The sequence below is a fragment of the Novosphingobium sp. genome, assembly GCF_024642085.1.
Classification (GTDB): Bacteria; Pseudomonadota; Alphaproteobacteria; order Sphingomonadales; family Sphingomonadaceae; genus Novosphingobium.
The window spans coordinates 23857-46441 of sequence record NZ_JAHEBV010000004.1 but is presented as its reverse complement, the minus strand read 5'-3'; the positions used below and the strand labels follow the sequence as shown (position 1 = coordinate 46441).

General features: G+C 60.1%; 19 protein-coding genes. 9 read left to right on the top strand and 10 right to left on the bottom strand.

Annotation, left to right across the window (positions count from 1 at the left end):
• Positions 1-15 precede the first annotated feature (15 nt).
• The 4 genes from metG (at position 16) to mazG (ending at position 4132) form a co-directional block, all read left to right on the top strand.
• Positions 16-1578, top strand: a complete 1563-nt coding sequence (gene metG / locus Q0L62_RS02780) for a methionine--tRNA ligase (RefSeq protein WP_296676078.1) — start codon at positions 16-18, stop codon at positions 1576-1578.
• Positions 1578-2354 (top strand): TatD family hydrolase, encoded by a 777-nt coding sequence (locus Q0L62_RS02775; RefSeq protein ID WP_296676076.1) that lies wholly within the window; start codon positions 1578-1580, stop codon positions 2352-2354. The genes metG and Q0L62_RS02775 overlap by 1 nt, the downstream gene beginning before the upstream one ends.
• Complete coding sequence (locus Q0L62_RS02770) at positions 2351-3118, top strand: MBL fold metallo-hydrolase (protein ID WP_296676074.1); 768 nt, start codon at positions 2351-2353, stop codon at positions 3116-3118. The genes Q0L62_RS02775 and Q0L62_RS02770 overlap by 4 nt, the downstream gene beginning before the upstream one ends.
• 219 nt (positions 3119-3337) lie before the next feature.
• The gene (mazG, locus tag Q0L62_RS02765) at positions 3338-4132 is read left to right on the top strand and encodes a nucleoside triphosphate pyrophosphohydrolase (RefSeq protein WP_296676071.1); all 795 of its coding nucleotides are present in this window, start codon (positions 3338-3340) and stop codon (positions 4130-4132) included.
• Here the strand turns inward: mazG and hflX are convergent.
• The 7 genes from hflX to dusB form a co-directional block, all read right to left on the bottom strand.
• The gene (hflX, locus tag Q0L62_RS02760; RefSeq protein WP_296676321.1) at positions 4109-5440 is read right to left on the bottom strand and encodes a GTPase HflX; all 1332 of its coding nucleotides are present in this window, start codon (positions 5438-5440) and stop codon (positions 4109-4111) included. The two genes, mazG and hflX, sit on opposite strands and share 24 nt — an antisense overlap.
• A complete protein-coding gene (gene hfq / locus Q0L62_RS02755; RefSeq protein ID WP_296676069.1) occupies positions 5437-6024 on the bottom strand; it encodes an RNA chaperone Hfq in 588 nt (195 codons plus the stop codon). Before hfq ends, hflX begins: the two co-directional genes overlap by 4 nt.
• A 139-nt stretch (positions 6025-6163) precedes the next feature.
• Positions 6164-7561, bottom strand: coding sequence for a sigma-54 dependent transcriptional regulator (locus Q0L62_RS02750; protein ID WP_296676067.1), 1398 nt, complete (start codon positions 7559-7561; stop codon positions 6164-6166).
• Between the two features lie 19 nt (positions 7562-7580).
• The gene (locus Q0L62_RS02745; protein WP_296676065.1) at positions 7581-9791 is read right to left on the bottom strand and encodes an ATP-binding protein; all 2211 of its coding nucleotides are present in this window, start codon (positions 9789-9791) and stop codon (positions 7581-7583) included.
• Positions 9792-9850: 59 nt separating this feature from the next.
• Positions 9851-11260 (bottom strand): sigma-54 dependent transcriptional regulator, encoded by a 1410-nt coding sequence (locus Q0L62_RS02740; protein ID WP_296676063.1) that lies wholly within the window; start codon positions 11258-11260, stop codon positions 9851-9853.
• Positions 11257-12339, bottom strand: a complete 1083-nt coding sequence (locus tag Q0L62_RS02735; RefSeq protein WP_296676060.1) for an ATP-binding protein — start codon at positions 12337-12339, stop codon at positions 11257-11259. Before Q0L62_RS02735 ends, Q0L62_RS02740 begins: the two co-directional genes overlap by 4 nt.
• Before the next feature lie 3 nt (positions 12340-12342).
• Positions 12343-13359 (bottom strand): tRNA dihydrouridine synthase DusB, encoded by a 1017-nt coding sequence (gene dusB, locus Q0L62_RS02730; RefSeq protein ID WP_296676056.1) that lies wholly within the window; start codon positions 13357-13359, stop codon positions 12343-12345.
• Positions 13360-13433: 74 nt separating this feature from the next.
• On the opposite strand from dusB, the gene Q0L62_RS02725 reads away from it, so the two are divergent.
• Positions 13434-14579, top strand: a complete 1146-nt coding sequence (locus tag Q0L62_RS02725; protein WP_296676053.1) for a bifunctional 2-C-methyl-D-erythritol 4-phosphate cytidylyltransferase/2-C-methyl-D-erythritol 2,4-cyclodiphosphate synthase — start codon at positions 13434-13436, stop codon at positions 14577-14579.
• A 70-nt stretch (positions 14580-14649) separates the two neighbouring features.
• Positions 14650-15147 (top strand): CinA family protein, encoded by a 498-nt coding sequence (locus Q0L62_RS02720; protein WP_296676050.1) that lies wholly within the window; start codon positions 14650-14652, stop codon positions 15145-15147.
• Here the strand turns inward: Q0L62_RS02720 and Q0L62_RS02715 are convergent.
• Complete coding sequence (locus Q0L62_RS02715) at positions 15108-15569, bottom strand: type II toxin-antitoxin system RatA family toxin (protein ID WP_296676048.1); 462 nt, start codon at positions 15567-15569, stop codon at positions 15108-15110. The two genes, Q0L62_RS02720 and Q0L62_RS02715, sit on opposite strands and share 40 nt — an antisense overlap.
• The gene (gene lipA, locus Q0L62_RS02710; RefSeq protein ID WP_296676046.1) at positions 15569-16501 is read right to left on the bottom strand and encodes a lipoyl synthase; all 933 of its coding nucleotides are present in this window, start codon (positions 16499-16501) and stop codon (positions 15569-15571) included. Before lipA ends, Q0L62_RS02715 begins: the two co-directional genes overlap by 1 nt.
• 67 nt (positions 16502-16568) lie before the next feature.
• Between lipA and Q0L62_RS02705 the strand changes: the two genes are divergently transcribed.
• The gene (locus Q0L62_RS02705; protein WP_296676043.1) at positions 16569-17222 is read left to right on the top strand and encodes a carbonic anhydrase; all 654 of its coding nucleotides are present in this window, start codon (positions 16569-16571) and stop codon (positions 17220-17222) included.
• 60 nt (positions 17223-17282) lie between these two features.
• On the opposite strand, the gene Q0L62_RS02700 is transcribed toward Q0L62_RS02705, so the two are convergent.
• On the bottom strand, positions 17283-18686 hold the full coding sequence (locus Q0L62_RS02700; RefSeq protein WP_296676040.1) for a hypothetical protein: 1404 nt from the start codon (positions 18684-18686) through the stop codon (positions 17283-17285).
• 320 nt (positions 18687-19006) lie between these two features.
• On the opposite strand from Q0L62_RS02700, the gene gyrA reads away from it, so the two are divergent.
• Together gyrA and Q0L62_RS02690 are read left to right on the top strand one after the other, a co-directional pair.
• Entirely contained in the window at positions 19007-21742 is a 2736-nt protein-coding gene (gyrA, locus tag Q0L62_RS02695) for a DNA gyrase subunit A (protein WP_296676319.1), read from the top strand.
• The gene (locus Q0L62_RS02690; protein WP_296676038.1) at positions 21742-22584 is read left to right on the top strand and encodes a TauD/TfdA family dioxygenase; all 843 of its coding nucleotides are present in this window, start codon (positions 21742-21744) and stop codon (positions 22582-22584) included. Before gyrA ends, Q0L62_RS02690 begins: the two co-directional genes overlap by 1 nt.
• Position 22585 lies beyond the last annotated feature (1 nt).

Sequence of the window (22585 nt, the reverse complement as noted above, 5' to 3'; positions counted from 1 at the left end):
GATCCGACGCCAGCCATGGGCGATCCGTACTATATCACCACTGCGATTTCCTATCCCAACGGCAAGCCGCATATCGGCCACGCCTATGAAGCGGTTGCGGGCGATGCCATTGCCCGCTTTCAGCGCCAGATGGGCCGCGATGTGCGTTTCGTCACCGGCACGGACGAGCACGGCCTTAAAATGGTCCAGACAGCGCGAACGCAAGGACGCGACGTTCAGGGTCTGTGCGATGAAATGTCATCGTATTTCAAAAAGATGTGCGATCAATTGAACATTTCATATGATCGCTTTGTCCGTACAACCGAACCGACCCATCATTTGGCCAGCGTGGCAATCTGGGAAGCCATGAAAGCTAGCGGCGATCTCTATCTTGATCGATACGAGGGCTGGTATTCCATACGGGACGAAGCGTTCTACGAAGACAAGGAAATCACTGCCGGTGAAGACGGGCAAAAGCTTTCCCCGCAAGGCACGCCGGTCGAATGGACCGTAGAGGAAAGCTGGTTCTTCAAGCTGTCAAAATATGCTGAACCTTTGCTCCAACACTATCAAAACGCACCAGATTTCATCCGGCCAGACACTCGCCGAAACGAAGTGATCCGCTTTGTCGAAAGCGGTCTGCGTGATCTGAGTGTTTCGCGCACAAGTTTTGACTGGGGGGTAAAGGTCCCTGGTTCGCCCGATCATGTCATGTATGTCTGGGTCGATGCATTGACGGCCTATATGAGCGCACTTGGTTATCCGGACCAGCAAGGCGACTTTGGCCGTTATTGGCCCGCCGATTTGCATCTCATCGGCAAGGACATAGTGCGCTTCCATACCGTCTACTGGCCCGCTTTTCTTATGTCTGCAGGGTTGCCTTTGCCGGGTCAGGTGTTTGGTCACGGCTTTCTGTTGGCCCGTGGCGGCGAGAAGATGTCCAAATCGGCCGGAAATGTGGTGGATCCGCTTGCGTTAGCTGACCGGTACGGCGTCGACCCGCTGCGCTATTTCTTTCTGCGCGAAATCAGCTTTGGGCAGGACGGTACCTGGAGCGAAGAGGCAATTGTGACGCGGTGCAACGCCGAACTCGCAAACAGTTTCGGCAACTTGGCTCAGCGATCTTTATCGATGATATTCAAGAATCTGGATGGTGAACTTACACCGTTCAGCATGTCTGAACCCGACGATCAGCTGCTCGCAATCGTTCGCGAAGCAACCGTGAGCGAACTGCCCAAAGCCTTTGCTGCGCTCGATTTCTCGAATGGAATAGAGGCATGGTTGCGGGCCGTATTTGCTTGTAATCAATATGTCGATGAACAAGCACCATGGGCCCTGCGCAAGTCTGATCCCGACAGGATGCGTGTTGTGTTGTTGACTTTGTTCATGGCGGTCCGAGACCTTGCCATAGCGATCCGCCCGGTCGTGCCAGCGTCGGCTGACGCGTTGCTTGATCAGTTAGGTGTACCCGCTGCAGAGCGTGACTATGCAGCACTTGCCGATCCGGACTGGTATCAAAGGCTTGTTGCTGGCGGGTTTCGCGTTAGCCAGCCCGTTGGTGTGTTCCCGCGACTTGAACTGGCTGAAGAGCCTGCCTGATGCTGATAGATTCGCACTGTCACCTGGAATACAAGGGCCTGGTCGAAGATCAGCAAGGCGTGCTCAGCCGTGCCCGTGGAGCGGGAGTAGGTGGATTTCTGTCGATTTCGACGCGCAAGCGTGAATGGGAACAGGTGATTTCCACGGCCAGTCGCGAGACCGACGTATGGGCAAGCGTCGGAATCCATCCACACGAAGCGGATGAACACGCCGACCTGGGCGAAAGCGCGCTGCTTGCAGCAGCTGCTCATCCCAGGGTAATAGCCATTGGCGAAACCGGGCTGGATTACTATTACGATCACTCTGACCGACAGACGCAGCAGGCGTTATTCCGACGGCACATTGCGGCGGCACGCGCGGCGCAATTACCATTGATCGTTCACACACGCGATGCCGAAGACGATACGGCGGCAATCATGGCTGAAGAGATGGAGAAGGGCGCCTATCCAGCCTTGATCCACTGTTTCACTGCGTCGGCAGATTTTGCCCGCAAAATGCTTGAATTGGGTGTAACTATTTCGCTCTCCGGCATTGTAACATTCAAGAACGCCAGGGACTTGCAAGCAATTGCTGCACAAGTACCAGAGGACCGGCTTTTGGTTGAAACCGATGCACCGTTTCTCGCTCCCGTTCCCCATCGCGGCCGCGTGTGCGAGCCATCCTTTGTTGCTGATACCGCTCGGTTTGTTGCATCTTTGCGCGGCGTCGAGCCTGAAATACTTGCCGAACGTACGACCCACAATTTTGCGCGGTTGTTTACCAAGGCAAATCTGTGAAGTTGATCATGCTGGGCAGCGGGACATCCACGGGGGTCCCGCGTATTGGCAACGATTGGGGCCTGTGTGATCCTGATGAGCCAAGGAACCGTCGGACCCGCGTTTCTATCGCGCTTGAAAGCGATGCCGGCCAGCGCATCCTGGTAGACACTTCAACCGATCTCCGGCAGCAATTGCTTGCCACCGGTATTGACCGGTTTGACGCAGTATTCTGGACACACGACCATGCCGACCATTGTCACGGTATCGATGACCTTCGGCCGCTTCGCTATGGTCGGGGCGGGCCGATACCCGGCTTTGCGGCAAGCGAAACGGTAAGGCGTCTGCGCCAGCGTTTTGGCTATGTTTTTGCCGGGCAATTTGGATACCACACCATCGTAGAACTCGACACCCTGGACCGGCTGCGGATGTGTTCCGGATTTGGGGTTTCGACTTGCCAGATGCCCCACGGGCCAGCTCAAAGCACGGGTTACCTATTTGATTGTGACAATAAAACAATCGGTTATGCTACAGACTTTAGCGAAATTGTTCCGCAGATGGTTGACCTTTTCCGGAACGTGGATCTGCTTGTTGTCGATTGTCTGAGGCGCGAACCGCATCCTACTCATGCGCATCTGGGCATGGCGCTGGAACTGATCGAAGCCACCGGGGCTAAAGCCGCGGTTTTGACGCATCTCGACAAATCGATGGATTATGCGACCTTGGCCAGCGAAATCCCGCCGCACGTTTTGGTCGGTTATGATGGTATGGTGTTGTCGGCATGAATAGCGCTTTGGTCTTTGGACTTGTCGCTTGCCTTATGGTCCTTGCACTTAACTGGCGAGCGATGGCTTCTCATGGACTGGCTCGCGACCAGTTGGTCAAGGTGGCTCTTGTCTGGCTTGGTATCATCATCATCGTAACGGCCGGAGTTCGGCTGTTTGCCTCGTAATCTTGCTCTGAACCCTATTTCAATTTAACATAATATATATTATCATTCTGACATGTCCATTACAGACTTTTCCCCCCTTCGGCGCCTTTTGGCGATTATGGTGCGCCTGCGCGATCCGCAACTTGGCTGTGAATGGGACCGTGCGCAAAGCTTCGCCACGATCGCTCCTTACACGATCGAGGAAGCGTACGAAGTTGCCGACGCCATCGCGCGCGATGACATGGCGGCGCTAAAAGACGAGCTTGGCGATCTGCTGCTGCAAGTCGTGTTTCACGCCCGAATTGCTGAAGAAGCTGGCTTGTTCGATTTTGAAGACGTCGCCGCAGCCATCACTTCCAAGATGGAAGCCCGACACCCGCACATCTTCAGCCAAGACCACCATGAAAATCCTGATCGAAATCAGCGCTGGGAACAGATAAAGGCTGCGGAGCGCCATGCAAACGGTGCGACCGGCACGCTGGACGGCGTCGCCATTGCGTTGCCCGCCTTGATGCGCGCTGAAAAATTGCAGAAACGCGCCGCGCGTGTCGGTTTCGATTGGCCCGATACCGCTGGGCCAGTTGCCAAGCTGTTAGAAGAAATTACAGAATTGGCGGCGGCCGGAAACGATGCTGATCGCGCCGAGGAAGCGGGAGATTTGCTATTCGCTGCGGTCAATGTGTCCCGCGCTTACGGCATTGCACCAGAAGACGCTCTGCGCGCTGCAAACGCGAAGTTCGAAAGGCGTTTTCGCGCAATGGAGTTGCTGGCTAAATCACAAGGGAACGAGTTTGGCTCGCTCAATCTCGACCACCAAGAGACCTTGTGGAATGACGTCAAGGCGTCAGAGCCTGGCAAATCGTCCTAATTCGCGCGGATCAAGCCGGACAGACAGACGGCGTAGCGGCCCGCGTTCATCGTCGCCAGCGTCGTCTTCTGCAACGACCTCCCCATGGGAATGCAGCCAGGCCAGGCGTTGCCCGTCGCTTGCAGGAAGCACAAAACTGTGCAGCCGGGCTCCTTGGGTCAGCAGCTTGCTGACCGTGTTCAAAAGTGTGTCGCAGCCCGCGCCGGTCAAGGCCGAAAGCGGCACAATCACGTCATCGGGATGAGCCTCGATTTGCTCACGCAGTTCGACTGCGCGCTCGTCGTTAAGCAAATCCCACTTGTTCCACGCCTCGACTATGGGAATGCGCGGAGTTTCCGCCTCGTCATCCAGCAAGCCAAGATCGGACAGAATGGCCAGAACTTCGGCTTTCTGTGCCTGGCTATCAGCATTGGCAATATCACGAACGTGGACGATGACGTCGGCTGCGGTGACTTCTTCCAGCGTCGCCCGGAACGCTGCGACCAGCTGGGTCGGCAAGTCCGAGATAAACCCGACGGTGTCGGACAGAATTGCCTTGTCTACGCCAGGCAAACGGATTCGGCGCATAGTCGGATCGAGAGTGGCGAAGAGCAGGTCTTCGGCCATGACCCCTGCCCCGGTCAGGTAATTGAACAGTGTTGATTTGCCGGCATTGGTGTAACCGACCAAAGCAATTACGGGCCACGGCGCCTTCTCGCGCCGGCTGCGATGCAGGCCGCGCGTCCGGCGCACTTGCTCAAGCTCACGGCGCAGACGAGCCATACGGTCGCGTATCATGCGGCGGTCGGCCTCGATCTGCGTTTCGCCAGGTCCGCCGAGAAAGCCGAAGCCGCCCCGCTGGCGTTCGAGGTGGGTCCACGAGCGCACCAGCCGTCCGGCCTGGTAATCCAGGTGCGCAAGCTCAACCTGCAATCGCCCTTCGGCGGTAGCGGCCCGTTCCCCAAAGATTTCAAGAATGAGGCCGGTTCGGTCTATCACCTTTCGCTTCAGTTTGTCTTCAAGGTTGCGCTGCTGGATTGCGCTCAGCGAACCATCGACAATCACCAGTTCTGCATCGCCCTGGTTGCAGGCGACATCAATGTTCTGGATCTGCCCATCCCCGAACAGCGTCGCAGCGCGAGCTTCGCGGATCGGGATCGCCAGTGCGTCCACCACCACCAAGCCGATGGCAAGCGCCAGCCCCCTGGCCTCATCAAGCCGCGCGGCGGTATCTATCAAAGCCGAACCGCGCGTCCTGAACTCGGGATAGACTACAAGAGCACGCGCCCCGCGGGCAACGTCTTCGCGGTTATCGTCAAGAAAGCTCAGGCGTCCTCGCTTTCCTCGCCCTCCCAGCCGTCGCCGGTCAGATCGACCGGACCGAGGGGCTGGATGGTCGAAACAGCGTGCTTGTAGGCAAGCTGCACATAGCCTTCGCGTTCCAGTAGCATGCAGAACAGGTCATAGGCAGCGACCCTGCCCTGCAACATGACGCCGTTGACCAGGAACATGGTCACCTGGACACCGGAGGACCGGACACTTGACAGGAAGACGTCCTGCAGGAGCCGCACCTTGCGCGATCCTTCCGCGCCGCCGCCGAACTGGCGCACATCAATGGGCTGGCCCGGCATGATCGTCGATACTGCATGCTTGTAGACCAGCTGGGACTGACCATCACGGCGCAGCAAGATGGAAAAATTGTCGAACCACGTGACGATGCCTTGCAGCTTGACGCCTTTCACCAGAAACATGGTCACTGGTGTTTTGTTCTTGCGCAGCAAGTTGAGGAACTGGTCCTGAAGGTTCTGGCCCTTTGCCGGTACCGGCGGTGCATCGTCCAAGGGCGTTTCAAGCTCGGCTTGAGGTTCTTCTTTTTCAGCGCGCGGACGCGCGGTGAGCGTACGGGATGTCATCAATCGGACTCCTTGTTTTTGACGGCCGCTGATGCGGTCCGCATTCTGGCTCCACCACGGTGAGTGGAAACCGGTTCAACTTGGGACGATCTTACTGCCTTTCGGCGGTCAGGTAAATCGCCTCATTTTGGAAAAGCGATCACGCCTCTTCCAGGTCTGCTTCTTCACCCTCCTTGCCGCCCACCATGCCCAGCAGTTTGAGTTTGCGATGCAAAGCCGATCGCTCCATCCCGATAAACGAAGCGGTGCGCGATATGTTGCCCGAAAACCGACGGATCTGGACACGCAGGTACTCACGTTCAAAGTTTTCGCGGGCTTCACGCAGTGGCACGCCCATCAGCGATGGCATTCCGGTATCGGTGCCGATACGCCCATTGATGACTTCTGCCGGAAGCATATCGGTCACGATTCGTCCCAGTTTATCGCGCGGGGTCAGAATTATGGTGCGTTCCACCACATTGCGCAGCTGGCGCACGTTGCCCGGCCATTCATAGCTCTGCAGGGCCGCCATGGCCTCCATAGCAACCTCAGGCGGTGCGACTCCCTGATCCGCAGCGAACCTGGCGAAAAAATGATCGGCTAAAGACGGGATATCATCGCGTCGTTCAGCAAGCGACGGGATCGTCACCGGAACCACGTTGAGCCGATAAAACAGATCTTCCCGAAACTTTCCCTCGATAATTTCCTTTTCAAGGTTGCGTGCGGTTGATGACACCACTCGCACGTCCACCCGGATCTGGCGATGACCGCCGACACGGACAAAAGCCTGTTCGGTCAGGACCCGGAGGATCCGCGCCTGGGTCGACAGAGGCATATCGGCGACTTCGTCAAGATAAAGCGTCCCGCCGTCAGCCATTTCGAGCAATCCGGCCCTCACCAGCTTGCCCCCCTGCTCTTCCCCGAACAGTTCCTGCTCAAACCGTTCGGGCGTGATCCGGGCAGAGTTTACCGTGACAAAGGCGCTTTCGGCCCGCGGGCTCCAACTGTGGAGCAACCGGGCGGCCACTTCCTTGCCGGCGCCGGCAGGGCCAGTGATAAGCAACCGGCTGCCTGTGTTGGCGACCCGCTTCAACGTTGCGCGCACGGCATTGATGGCCGAGCTATTGCCGGTAAACTCGTCCGATGTGACAAACCCTTCGCGGAGCCGGGCATTTTCGCGGCGAAGCCGCTCGGTCTCGGTGGCGCGGGCCACCAAAAGGAGCAGCCGCTCCGCCTCGAACGGTTTCTCGATAAAATCCATTGCCCCACGCGCGATGGCCGATACGGCCGTGTCGATGTTGCCGTGGCCGGAAAAAATGATCACTGGCAGCTCGGGCTCGCGCTGCTTTATTGCGTCAAGCACTTCGAGACCGTCCATCGGGCTGCCGTGAAGCCACACATCAAGAAGGACCAGGCTGGGGCGCCGTTCATCGATCATCGCCAGCGCACTGGTGCTGTCACCGGCAGTCCGGCATTCATAGCCTTCATCGCTCAGTACGCCGGCGACCAGTTCGCGGATGTCGCGTTCATCGTCAACGATCAGGATATCGAGGGCCATTGCATTTCCTCTGTCAGGGTCATTCGGCAGCTTCGGATTTCGTCTGGTTGGACAATGGATCGCGCGCAAAGCGAAGGGTTACGACTGTTCCGTCAACCGGTCCGGGCGCGAAGGTCATCTCGCCTGCGTGTTCCTCGACAATCTTGTTGACGATCGCAAGTCCAAGGCCAGTCCCCTTTTCCCGGGTCGTTACATAGGGCTCGACAATGCGCTCACGATCTTGCGGAAGGCCGATTCCATTATCGGCAATCGAGATTGTGACATCTTCCGGAGTGCCGGTCAGGACTACGGCAATCTGCCCCCGGTAATCCGTATCTTCGGTTTTTTCGCGGGCTTCGACCGCTTCTACCGCGTTCTTGAGCACATTGGTCATCGCCTGGCCGAACTGATGGCGATCGCACGCGATGATCCCGATTGCCGGGTCTGCGCTGAAATGAAAGTTGATGTCGGGCCGCGCCACTTCCTGCAGGAACAAGGACTGCCGCGCCAGATCGACAGGATCTTCGCCGCGGAATACCGGTTTGGGGAGACGGGCAAAGCTGGAAAACTCGTCCACCATGCGTCGCAGATCGCCGACCTGGCGGATGATTGTGCCAGTCAGTTCCTCGAACAGCTCGGCATCGGCCGTGACCAGTTTGGTATAGCGCCGTTTCAGCCGTTCGGTGGCAAGCTGTATCGGGGTAAGCGGGTTCTTGATTTCGTGCGCGATGCGGCGTGCCACGTCCGACCAAGCGGCCTGGCGCTGGTCAAGCAGCTGCCGGGTGATGTCTTCGAATGTGATGACGTAACCGCTCGGCTCGCGGGTTGATTTGACCGCCAGGGTGAGAAGTTCGGTGCCGCGGGAATACTGCACCACCCCGCCCTGGCGGCCGCTTTCGGCCAGTCCGGCAAGTTGCGGCGCAATCTCGGCCAGCTTTTCGCCGATCGGATTGTCCGTGTCCTTGCCCAGCAGCAACTTTTGCGCAGAACCGTTGACCAGCAGAATGGTCCCTTCGGGGTCGGTCGAAATGACCCCCGCTGTTACCGAATCAAGGACTGCCTCGATAAACGCGCGCCTATCATCAAGCTGCTGATTGGCACCCACCAGATCCTGGGTCTGGTATTCCAGTTGCTGGGTCATCCGGTTGAACGCACGGTTGAGCAGGCCGATTTCGTCCGCCCCGGTACGCCCTTCGACCCGCATCGAGAAATTGCCCGAGCCGACCTGTCTGGCCGCATCGACAAGATCATACAGCGGCTTAACCTGGCGGTCGGCAAAGCGCAGCGCAAACCACACTGAAAGGCCCACCAGCGCCAGACTGGCGATGAAGAGCAGAATGTTGAACCGCAGCTGCTGGATTCGCGCCCGCTTCGTTAGCTGATCATAGGCTTTGACGATGTTTGACGCCTGTCCCGAGGAAAGCAGGTCCGATTTGCGCGAAGTGTAGAGGTAGGTTGCCGCGCGCCGATCAATCGGAGTCACCGCCTGAATCGAATTGGCGCTGGAACTGATGACGATGGCTTCGCCCTTGTCGATCTGGCCGATCGCCTCGTCCGATATTTCGGTAAGCGGCGCTTCGCCGCGGGTGAAGGCAACTTTGTGCAGGGTGCCATCGTTGCCTTTTTGCAGAATTGTCGATTCGCTGATCTTGCGGTTCAGCACCTGAAACAGATACGCTTCCTGAAACTTGGCGCTGGCGATTGGCGTAATGGCCAGCTCATCGCGAAGGTCGGCCGCCATGGCCAGGCTTTCGTATTCCATGTCGCGGTGAATCTGTTCAGAATAGCCGCGTGCCAGCTTGTTGGCATTTTCCAGCATTCCGCGTGAACTGTCTGAAAACCAGAACTCGACCCCCGACTGGAACAGGAACGAGGCAAACACCACGACCAGCAAGGTGGGGACCGCCGATATCATCGAGAAGAAAAAGACCAGGCGCACGTGCATCCCGCCGCCGCCGGCAAGTTCTTCCGATCGCTTGAGCGCCAGATATCGCCCGATCAGCACCACGATCGTCATTGCCGGCACCAGCGTTCCAACCAGCAGAACTGCAGTCAGATTCGACGGAACGAGCTGACCACTCTCTGACTGGGCAAACAGTGCGTACCAGGAGACAACCGTCATGGTCAGGAATGCGGCGATGGCCGCTGCAAACATGATGATGAAGAAATTGGCCCGCCGGGCACCAATCTGAACCCGCCGCCACCAGCGCGGCCACGCTTGATTGCCAGAAGTGTTGCGCAAAAACTGCATCGTTGCCCGGTTACAACACCCCTGTTGCACCGATGCAAGGTATTTCCGACGAGTGGCGGCTATCCGGGACGAACGACCTGGAGCGGGTCTAAATTGAGTTCGTGCAAACGTTTACGCAGCGTATTCCGATTGATGCCCAGCAGCTGCGCCGCACGCAGCTGATTACCGCCGGTCCGCCGCAGTACTGAGATGAACAACGGCCGTTCAAAAGCCGCTAGCGCCGCATCGTAGAGCGTTCCGGCTGGCGGATCAGCATCGGCCAGCCAACCGCTTACCGCGCTTTCCAGATCAGCAGCCCCGCGCCCGTCATCGCTTTTCGGCATGCCCGACAACAAGGCTGTTATCGCTGCGGCATCAATCACATTTTCACGCGCCAACAAGGCCAGGCGGTAGATGAAATTGCGCAATTCGCGCACGTTTCCGCGCCAGGGTTGCCGGGCAAGCGATGCGGCAGCATCGTCCGACAGGCTGTGGCGGGGAAGCCCCTCGCTCGCAGCCGCTGCCAGGAAGTGACGCGCCAGTGCGGCAATATCGTCGGCGCGGTCGCGCAAGGGAGGTAGCATGATCGGAACGACATTAAGCCGGTAGAACAGGTCTTCGCGAAACGTCCCGGCGGAAATCATCGGTTCCAGCTCGCGGTTAGTGGCCGCGACGATCCGCACGTCGACTGCGATTTCCTCGCGCCCGCCGACCCGGCGAATAGTTCCCGATTGCAGCGCCCGCAGCAAACGGGTCTGTGCCTGCATCGGCATGTCGCCGATCTCATCCAGAAACAGCGTGCCGCCCTGTGCCTGTTCAAACTTGCCGGCATGGCGCACCACGGCGCCAGTGAACGCACCCTTTTCGTGACCGAACAATTCGCTTTCGATAAGTTCGCCGGGAATTGCAGCAGTATTCACCGCAACGAACGGTCCGGTCTTGCGCTGGCCAAGCTGGTGGATAGCCTCGGCCACAAGTTCCTTGCCGGTGCCGCTTTCGCCAAGGATCAGGACGGTCAGATCATTGCGCAAGACGCGGGTGATCATGCGATAAACTGCCTGCATGGGTGCACTGCGGCCGACCAGCGGCAGCCCTTGGACCTGAGCCTCTTCTTCAGCCTTTGCGCGTCCGGAACTTGATCCCACAGCCTGCCTGACCGTTCGAGCCAGCTCGTCAATGTCAAAAGGCTTGGGAAAATATTCAAAGGCGCCCGTATCACTGGCACGCACCGCAGTATCCAGCGTGTTCTGGGCCGAAAGGATGATGATCGGCATGGCCGGAGCAAGCTGGCGGACTGTACCGATCGTCTCGATCCCGTCGCCGTCGGTCAGTATTACGTCGGTTACCAGCGCGGCAAAAGACTGATCGCCCAGCAGCCGGTCGCGTTCGGCGATACTGTCGCAGTGGGTTACGGCAAAGCCTTCTGCCTCCAGCGCGGCGGTTATGACGATCGCAATCGAGGCGTCGTCTTCGACCAGCAGCACGCTCATGCAGCTTGCTCTGTGTTAATTCGGCGCGGGCTTTCCGCCATCGGCAGATGGACACGAAAATGCGTGACGCCGCCAGCTTCATCGCGGTCGTGGCTGATACGGCCGTTCATGTCACGGATCAGGCGCCGCACCAGGGCAAGACCCAGGCCCTGCCCGCTTTTCTTGGTGGTAACGAACGGTTCGAATACGTGATCGCGAAGATCGGGATCGATACCTGGGCCGTTGTCGCTGACCCGTAATTCGATTGGCAGGCGGACCGGGCGGCCATCAGCGCTGGGGTGAAGCTGAAGTCCGCTGGCAAACCGCGTGCGAATAGCGATGGCCGGTCGTTCGCGCTCACGGCAAGCATCTCCGGCGTTGGCCATAAGGTTAAGCAAGACCTGGACCAGTGCATCGGCGTTGCCCAGAACCAGCGGCAGTGACGGATCAAACTCTTCGACAATTTGCGGTGCATTTCCTCCAGCTTCGATTACCGCTCGGGCGCGGCGGACGGCTTCATGAAGGTTGCACGGCGCCAATTCTGGCGCGGTTTGGCGGGAAAGGGTCTGCATCTGGTCGATCAGTTTGGCAATCCGGTCCACCTCTTCGGCGATCAAGGTGGTCAGGGTCCGGTCCGAGCCGTCAAGTTTTCGCCCCAGCAACTGCGCAGCCCCGCGGATTCCGGCCAGCGGATTCTTGATCTCGTGCGCGAGGATAGCAGGAGCACGCAAAACGCCCTCCTCCCCTCGCGCGGAATCGCTGCGGATTGCTTCGGCTCCGCCAATGTCGAGCAACGTCAGCACCTGCCATCCTGCCCGGTCGACCAGCGGGGCTGCGATCACATCGATGCGGCGCGTTCCTTGCCCGGAGACCATGACATCGGTGCCGCGCGCTGAAATGTTCGCGTCGGGATCGACCAGGCGGTCAGCCAGCAGAGGTTCGGCAAAGGTGATCACGTCACCAAGCCGGCGGCCCAGCAAGCGCCGCAGACTTTGGCCGAGGAATTGCTCCGCAGCGGGATTCGCCGTGTTTATGACTCCGCCCGGCGCCACCAGGATAACGGCAAGCGGCAGACTGGAAAGCTGGCGCTGCGCATCCATGGGTCAGGCGGCCTGCCGCTCGATTGCCGGTTCGTAAAACGCGCGCAAATGATCCATCACCACCCGAGGATCATCGACGAAATTGACCATGTTGCGGAAGGTGGCTGATCCATGAAGTCCGCGCGTGTACCAGCCAAGGTGCTTTCGGGCCATCTTCACTCCGGTATCTTCGCCGTAGAGATCCAGCATCCACTGGTAATGTTCAAGCACCAGGTCTAGCTGATCTTTCAACGCCGGATCAGCAACTTGCTGGCCAGTCCTTAGCCATTGCATTATCTGAGCAAGCAGCCACGGCCGGCCATAGGCGCCGCGCCCGATCATCACTCCGTCGGCGCCCGATTGCGACAACGCCCGGGCGGTATCCTCGATCCCGCAGATGTCTCCATTTACGATGACCGGGATCGAAACTGCCTGTTTGACCCGGCGGACAAAGCCCCAATCGGCGCTGCCTTTGTACATCTGATTACGCGTCCGGCCGTGAACCGTGATCATCTGCGCGCCGATGTCCTGCGCGATGCGGGCCAGTTCCGGAGCATTCAGGCTGTCATGACACCAGCCCATCCGCATTTTCACCGTGACCGGTACCTTGACCGCTTTGACCGTTGCCTCAATCAGGCTGGCTGCCAGCTTTACATCCCGCATCAGCGCCGATCCGGCATCGCCGTTGACGACCTTGCGTACCGGGCAGCCCATGTTGATATCGATGATCGCAGCGCCGCGATCCTCCACCAGGCGAGCTGCATCCGCCATTTGAGCAGGTTCGCAGCCGACCAGCTGCATCGACACCGGTTCTTCGGCCGGGTCCCATGCTGCTTTTTGCAACGATTGACGCGTTTCGCGGATCGCGGCCGGGCTGGCGATCATCTCGGTCACATTGAGACCTGAACCGAACCGGCGCACCATGCGGCGGAACGGCAGATCGGTCACCCCGGTCATCGGTGCCAGGATTACCGGGCAGTCGATAGCGACGGGGCCGACCATAATCGGATCAAGCCGGGGCGGTGAAGGAAGCGGGATCATGGGTAAGTGTGCCTAAAAATTAGGCAGCACATAGGCAATTGCTCCGCGCCCGGCAAGCGCTTACCGGCATGGTAATGGACCAACGCTCTCCGCCCCAGCGAACTGCCGCGATAGTTGTAGCTGCAGGACAAGGTTTGCGCGCCGGTCAGGCGTTACCCAAGCAGTTCGCTTTATGGCGCGGAAAACCGCTCGTGCGTCATTCGGTTGAGCGGCTGGCTGCGGCAGGATGCTCACCAATTGTGGTTGCGATTCCGGCAGGTGCAAATGGCATTGCGCAGCGCGCGCTAGCCGGTATCGATAACCTTCGGTTGGTGACCGGCGGCGTGACCAGGCAGCAATCGGTACGCATCGCGCTGGAATTGCTGGCTGATACGCCGCCTGACCGGGTCCTGATTCACGATGCTGCTCGCCCGTTGCTGCCGCCTCAGGTTGTAAGCCGGCTCGAAGCTGCGCTTTTTGACAAGCCTGGCGCAATTCCTGTTTTGCCCGTCGTTGACAGTCTGGCTTACGCCGATGGCGATGCTATGGGCGCCCCTGCCCGGCGCGAAAACCTGCGCCGCGTGCAAACACCGCAGGCTTTCCGCTTTGCCGAGATACTGGCCGCGCACCGCAACTGGACTGGCGAGCCTGCTGCAGGCGACGATGCGCAGGTCGCGCAGGCAGCCGGCCTTGCTGTTGCCATCGTCGCAGGAGACGAAGCATTGCACAAAGTGACCTATGCCCGCGACTTTGCATCGATCGCCCCGGTCAGAATGGGCACGGGATTTGACGTGCACCGCCTGGCCGGGGGCGAAGAATTGTGGCTGTGCGGCGTCAAGATCGAACATACGCAGGGCCTTGCCGGACACAGCGATGCAGATGTGGGCATTCACGCGCTGGTCGATGCCATTCTGGGCGCGCTCGGCCTTGGCGATATTGGCAGCCATTTCCCGCCCAGCGATCCGCAGTGGCGGGGCGCATCGTCCGATCGCTTTCTGACCCACGCGGTAAAACTTGCGGCTGACGCCGGGTATCGGATCGGAAATGTCGATCTGACCCTGATTTGCGAGGCACCAAAGATCGGACCGCACCGGCAGGCCATGCGCGAGCGGCTGGCCGAATTGCTGCAAACCGGCGTCGATGCCGTAAGCGTCAAGGCCACTACCACCGAACGACTGGGCTTTGCCGGACGCGGCGAAGGCATTGCCGCGCAGGCCGCTGCCGTGCTTATTGCGCAATGATCGCTGGATTTAGCTGTGCAATCACACCAAGGCGCGCGGCACGATTCGCATACTTAAGGGAAACCATAGCGTGAACCTTCTGCCTGATGACCTGGTTATCCTTGCCGAGCGCGTCGTACGCGAAAACCGCGCTGCGAACCGCACCATCGCTCTTGCCGAAAGCTGCACCGGCGGTCTTGTTGCTGCGGCACTGACCGAGATTCCCGGATCATCAGCCGTGCTTGATCGCAGCATCGTTGCCTATTCCAACACCGCAAAGCACGAATTGCTGGGCGTTCCCATTGATGTGATGGAAACCTTCGGCGCGGTGTCGATCGCCTGTGCCTGGGCCATGGCGCAGGGCGTGCTGCACCGGACAGGCGCAAGTGTCTCGGTTGCGATCAGCGGCATCGCCGGTCCTGACGGCGGAACCGCGCAGAAGCCCGTGGGCACCGTAGTTTTCGCAAGGGCAATCAAGGGTGAGGCAGAAGAAGATGCCTTGGCCGAAGAGCGGCGCCTGGATGGTTCCAGCCGTGCAGCCGTGCGGCATCAGGCCGCGCTGGTCGCGCTCGAACTGCTGCTGCCGTAAAGCGCCTGCGCGCGGGCTTCGAACGCGTTGACCATCCTGCGGAATGCCCGGTCGAAATATTGCCCGGCAAGCGCTTCGAAAACGGCGTTGCGGAACGTGAAATCCACGCAAAACTCAACCTCGCATCCGCCGCTTTCAAGCGCGCGGAACTGCCACACATTATCGAGATCGCGCATCGGTCCGTCGATATAGATCACTTCGATCCGGCCGGGACGTTCCTTGATCACCCGCGACGTGAACCGTTCGCGCAGCGCGTTGAACCCCACCAGCATGTCCGCCACCATTTCGGTTTCGCTGTCGGACCGCACACGGGTTGCAACGACCCAGGGCAGGAACTCGGCATAGCGGCCGACATCGGCCACCAGGTCGAACATCTGCTCGGCCGACCACGCAAGACGGCGGACTTCGTTGATCCCGGGCATCAGCTGCGCGCGGCAGCCTTGGCGAGCTGCGCCTCGCGCGCCAAGCGCATGGCCCGGAAATCATCGCCCGCGTGATAGCTTGACCGGGTCAATGGACTGGCTGCGACCTGAAGGAAACCTTTGGCCCGCGCAATCGCGCCATAGGCGCTGAAGGCCTGCGGGGTTACAAAATCGATCACTGCCGTGTGCCGGGGCGTTGGCTGCAAATACTGTCCCATCGTCAGGAAATCGATTCCGGCGCTGCGCATGTCGTCCATCACCTGATGAACTTCGAGGCGCTGTTCACCCAGGCCCAGCATGATCCCTGACTTGGTGAAGATCAGCGGATTGTGGCGCTTTACCTCTTCCAGCAGGCGCAGCGATGCATAGTAGCGCGCGCCAGGACGGATCGTGGGGTAAAGCCGCGGGACCGTTTCAAGATTGTGGTTATAGACATCCGGCCCGGCCGCGACGATGGCCTCAACCGCTTCGCGCATCTTGCCGCGAAAATCAGGGGTCAGTATCTCGATCGTGGTTGTCGGCGTATTACGGCGCAACGCCTCTATCACCTTGACGAATTGCCCTGCACCGCCATCGGGCAGGTCATCACGGTCTACCGATGTGATGACGATATGTTCCAGCCCAAGCTTGGCCGCAGCCACGGCGACGTTTTCGGGCTCAAGCGGATCGACGATCCGCGGCATTCCTGTCTTGACGTTGCAAAACGCACAGGCCCGGGTGCAGACATCGCCCAGGATCATGACTGTGGCATGCTTCTTGGTCCAGCATTCGCCGATGTTGGGGCAAGCCGCTTCTTCGCACACGGTGTTGAGTTTGAGGTCGCGCATCAATTGGCGCGTTTCTCCATAACCCTTGCTGGTCGGCGCCTTGACCCGGATCCAGTCCGGCTTTCGCTGACGTTCGCTTTTCGGAGCTGAGGACAGGTCGTTCATGGCTAGGCCCTCTAAGACTTTGCGGCGTGCCTTGCCAGCGTGAAAATAGAACGGCAATAAGCGCGGCATGGCTGACAACAATGCACCCGTCCTTGATCGTCTGGTAGATGGTTACCGCCGGTTCCGAACAAATGGCTGGGTTCCCAACCGGGAAAGGTGGGCGAGCCTTAACGAAGGGCAATCGCCCGAAGTCATGGTGATCGCCTGTTCGGACAGCCGCGTTGATCCGGCCCAGATCTTTGACGTCAATCCCGGCGAGATCTTCGTAGTCCGCAATGTGGCCGCCATGGTGCCGCCGTTCGAGACGACCCCGGGCCATCACGGCGTGTCAGCCGCGCTTGAGTTTGCGGTGCAAGTGCTGAAGGTCAAAGAAATCGTGGTCATGGGCCACGGGCTGTGCGGGGGCTGCAAGGCGGCCCTGACGCGCGAGCTTCATGGAACCGAGCCTGGCGAAGGCGGCTTCATCGCCGACTGGATTGCGCTGCTTGACGACGCACGCGAACCGGTAGTTGCGTTGCACGGCACCGAAGGACGCGAGGCTGAGCGCGCTATGGAATTGGCCGGTGTCAAGGTCAGCCTGGCCAATCTGCGGACTTTCCCATGCGTGCGGCGCAAAGAGCGCGATGGCGAATTGCGGCTACGCGGTGCATTTTTTGCCATTTCCGACGGCGTGCTGCACGTCCTGGATGAAGCGACCGGCGATTTTTCGCCTGCCGTCTGACGGCGACACGCGAAGGGCGGCGATTGCTCGCCGCCCTTGCCCGTTTTCACTTGCTATCAGTTACTTTGCGGCAGGTGCAGGCGCGGCCTTGCTGGTCGCATAGGCGGACCAAAGCTGTGCCATTGGCTTGCGCGGCCCCTGGATCTTGGCGAAAGTCGCCAGGGCAGCGGCAGACTGGCCCATATCGGCCTGGGCAATGCCAAGGCGGGTCAGTGCGCGTGCAGTATCGACGCCAGGCTTCGTCAGTGCCAGCTCGAACAGTTCGGCTGCCTTGGCCGGCTGATCGTAGCTGAGGTATGCGTCGGCTGCAGCCATGACAACGGTTGCAGTTGCCGATCCGCCACGTGCGTCCCGCTCAAGGGTCGGAAGCGAGGCCTTGTCGGCCGCGAGCCGGCCCATCGCTATGGACTTCGCTTCGTTAACGGTCTGATCGCCCGCGGTAAGCTTGCCTGACGCAAGTCCGGCATTGAGCACCTTCATCACTTCACCGGGCGAGCGGCGGGGATCGGCGGCCTGGATATATTCGATGTAATCGCGCCCTTCCATGTAGCTCTTGGTGCGGTCCATCAGGCGCAGCAGATCAATCATATCCTGCGAGGGATAGCGGGCCAGATCGCGCAGCACGGCAATGGACAACGCCCAGTTCTGTGTCGTGGGATAATTCGCCACCAGTTGCGAGCCAAAGGCAGCGGCTTTGTCAGCCAACTTGGCGTTGTAAGCCACAACCTCACCGCGGCGCAGCCAGTCTTCCGGAGCTGCGGTGCCCTTCTTGGCAATGGCGGCTTCAAGAATGGTCAGGCCTTCGGCGGCCTTGTTGTCGTTGAAATAGGCTTCTGCCAGCATGCCTTCGACATCGTTCTTGGTGTAACCACCGGCCGCCGCCGCCTGCAAAGCGGTACGCGCAGCGGCATAATCGCGCATGTCATAGGCCAGGGCACCCACAAAGAAGTTGAACTCTGCCGCCTGTTCTGCCGAAAGCTTCCCGCTTTCGACCGAAGCGGCAAGGCCGGTGCGCTGCAGACCCTTGTCTTCGGCAAGCTTGCCCAGCGCAAAGGCCATCTGCCCGTAAACATACTTGTCATCCGGCGTAGTGCCTGCCGCGCGCAGTTGTTCCAGCTGGCCTTTTTCAGCGGTCAGCAAATTGCCGACTGCCGCGACAGCTGCGTCGTAATTGGTGCGGGCGGCTGCACGGGCGGCCTTGCCGCTGGCGGAATTGAGCGTGTTGGCCGCAGTGGCGACATTGGCCTTGGCCTGAACCACGTCAGCACGCTTGCCGGCATTGTCGAGTGCTGCCTTCATCGGCGCATAAATGGCCATCACCGGCTTGCTTGGCGTGATCTTGGCAGATCCCTGTGCGGCGGCCGGCTTTTCCTTGGCCAGTGCGGGGCTGGCGGCGGCGCCAGCCAAGCCCAGAGCGAAAACGACGCCCAGGGCCGAGCGGGTGAAAAACGAGCTGCGGATCATGACTGTGTCTCCTACGCGGCCACGCGGAAGGGCCCATTCCCCATCCTCTCGCGACCAAAACCTTATCTATAACCAAATGGCGGGGATTCGCCCGTTTGGCAACAGTGGGCGCACTAGAGCCAAGGGGGTGAACGCCATTTGAATAGTGTCGGGCCGGTTTGTTCAGAATTGCCGCGTGAAGTGTGGAAAACGCGCCCGAAACGATGCTGTTACGGGCCACTGCGCTGGCTATCGCAGCCCCCTTGGCCTAGTGCCACACAAACACAGCCCTTCCCGCAAACAACCGGCGAATCTTCCGCGTGAGCGACGACAACGAAAACATCGATTCCAACGGCTCGGGCCCGATCGGTCCGTCAGGCGATTTCCCGCGCGTCGACATCGTCGATGAGATGAAGACCAGCTACCTCGATTACGCGATGAGCGTGATCGTGGCGCGCGCTCTGCCGGATGTCCGCGACGGCTTGAAACCGGTCCACCGCCGCATTCTCTTTGCCGCACAGGAAGGCGGCATGGTTGCTGGCCGTCCCTATCGCAAGAGTGCGAAGATCGTCGGCGACGTGATGGGTAATTACCACCCCCATGGTGACAGCGCGATCTATCTGGCGCTGGTGCGCATGGCGCAGGATTGGTCGATGCGGGTGCCGCTGGTCGACGGCCAGGGCAACTTCGGTTCTATGGATCCCGATGCCCCGGCCTCGATGCGCTATACCGAAGCCCGGCTGGCCAAGGTCGCCAACGCTCTGCTCGACGATCTCGACAAGGATACGGTCGACTTTCAGGAGAACTATGACGGTTCGCGTCAGGAGCCGAGCGTCCTGCCGGCCCGCTTCCCCAACCTCCTGGTAAACGGAGCAGGCGGGATCGCGGTCGGCATGGCGACCAATATCCCGCCACACAACCTTGGCGAAGTGATCGACGGTTGCCTGGCCTATATGGACAAACCGGCGATCACCTCGGAAGAGCTGATCGAATACATCCCCGGTCCCGATTTTCCGACCGCCCCTTTGATCCTGGGCACCGCCGGCGCGCGCTCGACTTATCTAACGGGGCGCGGTTCGATTATCATGCGCAGCCGCTATGAAATCGAAGAAGGCCGCGGAGATCGCCGTTCCATAGTCCTGACGTCGATCCCCTACCAGGTCGGCAAAAGCGCGCTGGTCGAAAAAATCGCCGAAGCTGCCAAGGAAAAGCGGATCGAAGGTGTCTCTGACATCCGCGATGAATCAAGCCGGCTTGGCGTGCGCGTCGTGATCGACCTCAAACGCGATGCCACGCCCGAAGTCGTTCTCAACCAGTTGTGGCGCAATTCGCCGGCGCAATCGAACTTCCCGGCGAATATGCTGGCCATCCGCGGCGGGCGCCCCGAAGTCCTGACCCTGCGCGATTTCATCTCAGCGTTCATAACGTTCCGCGAAGAGGTAATTACCCGCCGGACCAAGTTCGAACTGAACAAAGCGCGCGACCGGGCCCACATCTTGCTGGGTTTGGTGGTCGCGGTCACCAACCTGGACGAGGTGGTGAAGATCATTCGCGGCGCACCCAACCCGCCCGCCGCGCGTGAGGCACTGTTGAAGCGCGAATGGCCGATTGGCGAAATTGCCCAATACATTCGGCTGGTCGAAGCGATAGAACCCGATGCCGAGCAGGCGGGCGGAACCTATCGCCTGTCCGAAGTGCAGGTGAAGGCGATCCTCGACCTGCGGCTCCATCGCCTCACTGCCCTGGGCCGCGACGAAATCGGCGACGAGCTGAAAGAGCTGGCAACAGCGATTGCGGAATACCTTTCGATCCTGGGTGACCGGGTGAAGCTGTACGGCGTGATGCGCGGGGAACTGACAGCGATCCGCGAAGCCTATGCCACCCCGCGAATGTCCGAGATCACGGCGGCAGCGGACGGGATTGACGATGAGGACCTGATCGAACGCGACGATATGGTCGTAACGGTCACGCTGGACGGCTATATCAAGCGCACCCCGTTATCGACCTTCCGGGCGCAAAACCGCGGCGGCAAGGGCCGCGCGGGGATGGCGACCAAGGATGAGGACGTGGTGACAACCATGTTCGTCACCAGCACTCACAACCCGGTGCTGTTCTTCTCGACCGCCGGCAAGGTTTACCGGCTCAAGGTGTGGAAGCTGCCCGAAGGCGGACCGGCTACTCGCGGCCGGCCGATCGTCAATCTCCTGCCCGCACTGGACAAGGATGAAACGATCCGGACCGTGCTGCCGCTTCCCGAGGACGAAGCCGAATGGGGCAACCTGTCGGTGGTATTTGCCACAGCCAAGGGCAACGTGCGGCGCAATAGCATGGAACTTTTCACCAACGTCCCCAGCAACGGCAAGTTCGCCATGCGCTTTGACGAAGACAGCGCCGACCGGCTGATCGGCGTGGCTCTGCTGGAACCCAGCGACGACGTGCTGCTGGCGACACGCAGCGGGAAGGCGATCCGTTTTGCCGGCGATGATGTGCGCGCCTTCCAAAGCCGCACCTCTACCGGGGTGCGGGGCATGACGCTGAAGGGCGATGACGAGGTGATTAGCCTGTCCATCCTCCACCGTGTCGGAACCAGCAGCGAAGAGCGGGAGGATTACGTCCGCTTTGCCCCGTGGAAGGGCGAAAAGGAAGGCGAGCCAAACCTTAGCGCCGATCGTATGGCGGAACTGGCCGAGCGCGAGGAGTTCATTCTGACCGTCTGCGCCAACGGCTATGGCAAGATGAGCTCGGCCTACGAATACCGGCGCACCGGACGCGGTGGTCAGGGCATCACCAATATCGACAACATCGGCCGCAACGGGCCGGTCGTTGCCAGTTTCCGGGCAACGCGCGCGGACCAGCTCATGCTGGTGACCGACCAGGCCAAGCTGATCCGGCTGCCGCTTGCCACGATGCGGGTGATCGGGCGAAACAGCGCCGGGGTTCGGCTGTTCAATGTCGCCGACCAGGAACACGTGGTCAGCGCGGTTCATCTTCCCGACGATGGCGGTGACGAAGTTGAAAGCGACGATATGGCCGCCGATCCGGTCGTTATGCCGGAAGAAGGACCTGGCGAAAGCTGATGGGGCTACGGGTTGAACCATCGGGACAGGCGTGCGGCGCACGCATTACCGGTGTCGACCTGTCAGCCCCGCTTGACCCTGTCACAGTCGCGGCGCTGCGCCGGGTCTGGCTGGACCACCACGTGCTGGCTTTCCCGGATCAGGCAATGGACGACGACGCGCTGGAGCGGTTCACCCTGGCCCTAGGCGGTTTCGGTGAAGACCCGTTCTTTGCACCGGTTCCCGGGCGTCAACACATCGCCGCCATCCGCCGCGAAGCTGACGAGCAGACCCCGCTGTTCGCCGAAAACTGGCATGCCGACTGGTCGTTTCAGGCCCGTCCACCGGCGGGAACCTGCCTGCTGGCCATCGACATTCCGCCGCAAGGCGGAGACACTCTGTTTGCCAACCAGCACGCTGCATGGGAAGCGCTTTGCCCCGCAGAACAGGCCCGTTACGATCACCTAGTAGCCATTCATTCGGCCCGCTTACCCTATGGTCCGGACGGAACCTACGGCGCCCGCGACAAAGGCCGCAGCATGGACATCCGGCCCGGCGAATCCGCCTTGGCAGTGCAGAGCCATCCGCTGGTGCCCGCCCATCCCGAAACCGGACGGCGCGGGTTCTATTCGACCCTGGGCTACATCGTGGGCATCGAAGACATGAGCGATGCTGACGCAATTGATCTGCTGGCAGAACTGCAGACCTGGCAGGGCGATGAACGTTTCGTCTATCGCCACGTCTGGGAACCGGACATGCTGGTGATGTGGGACAACCGATCGGTGCTGCACAAGGCCAGCGGGGGCTACGAAGGCTACCGCCGCGAATTGCACCGGACAACGATTGCCGCCTGGAACGGCTGAT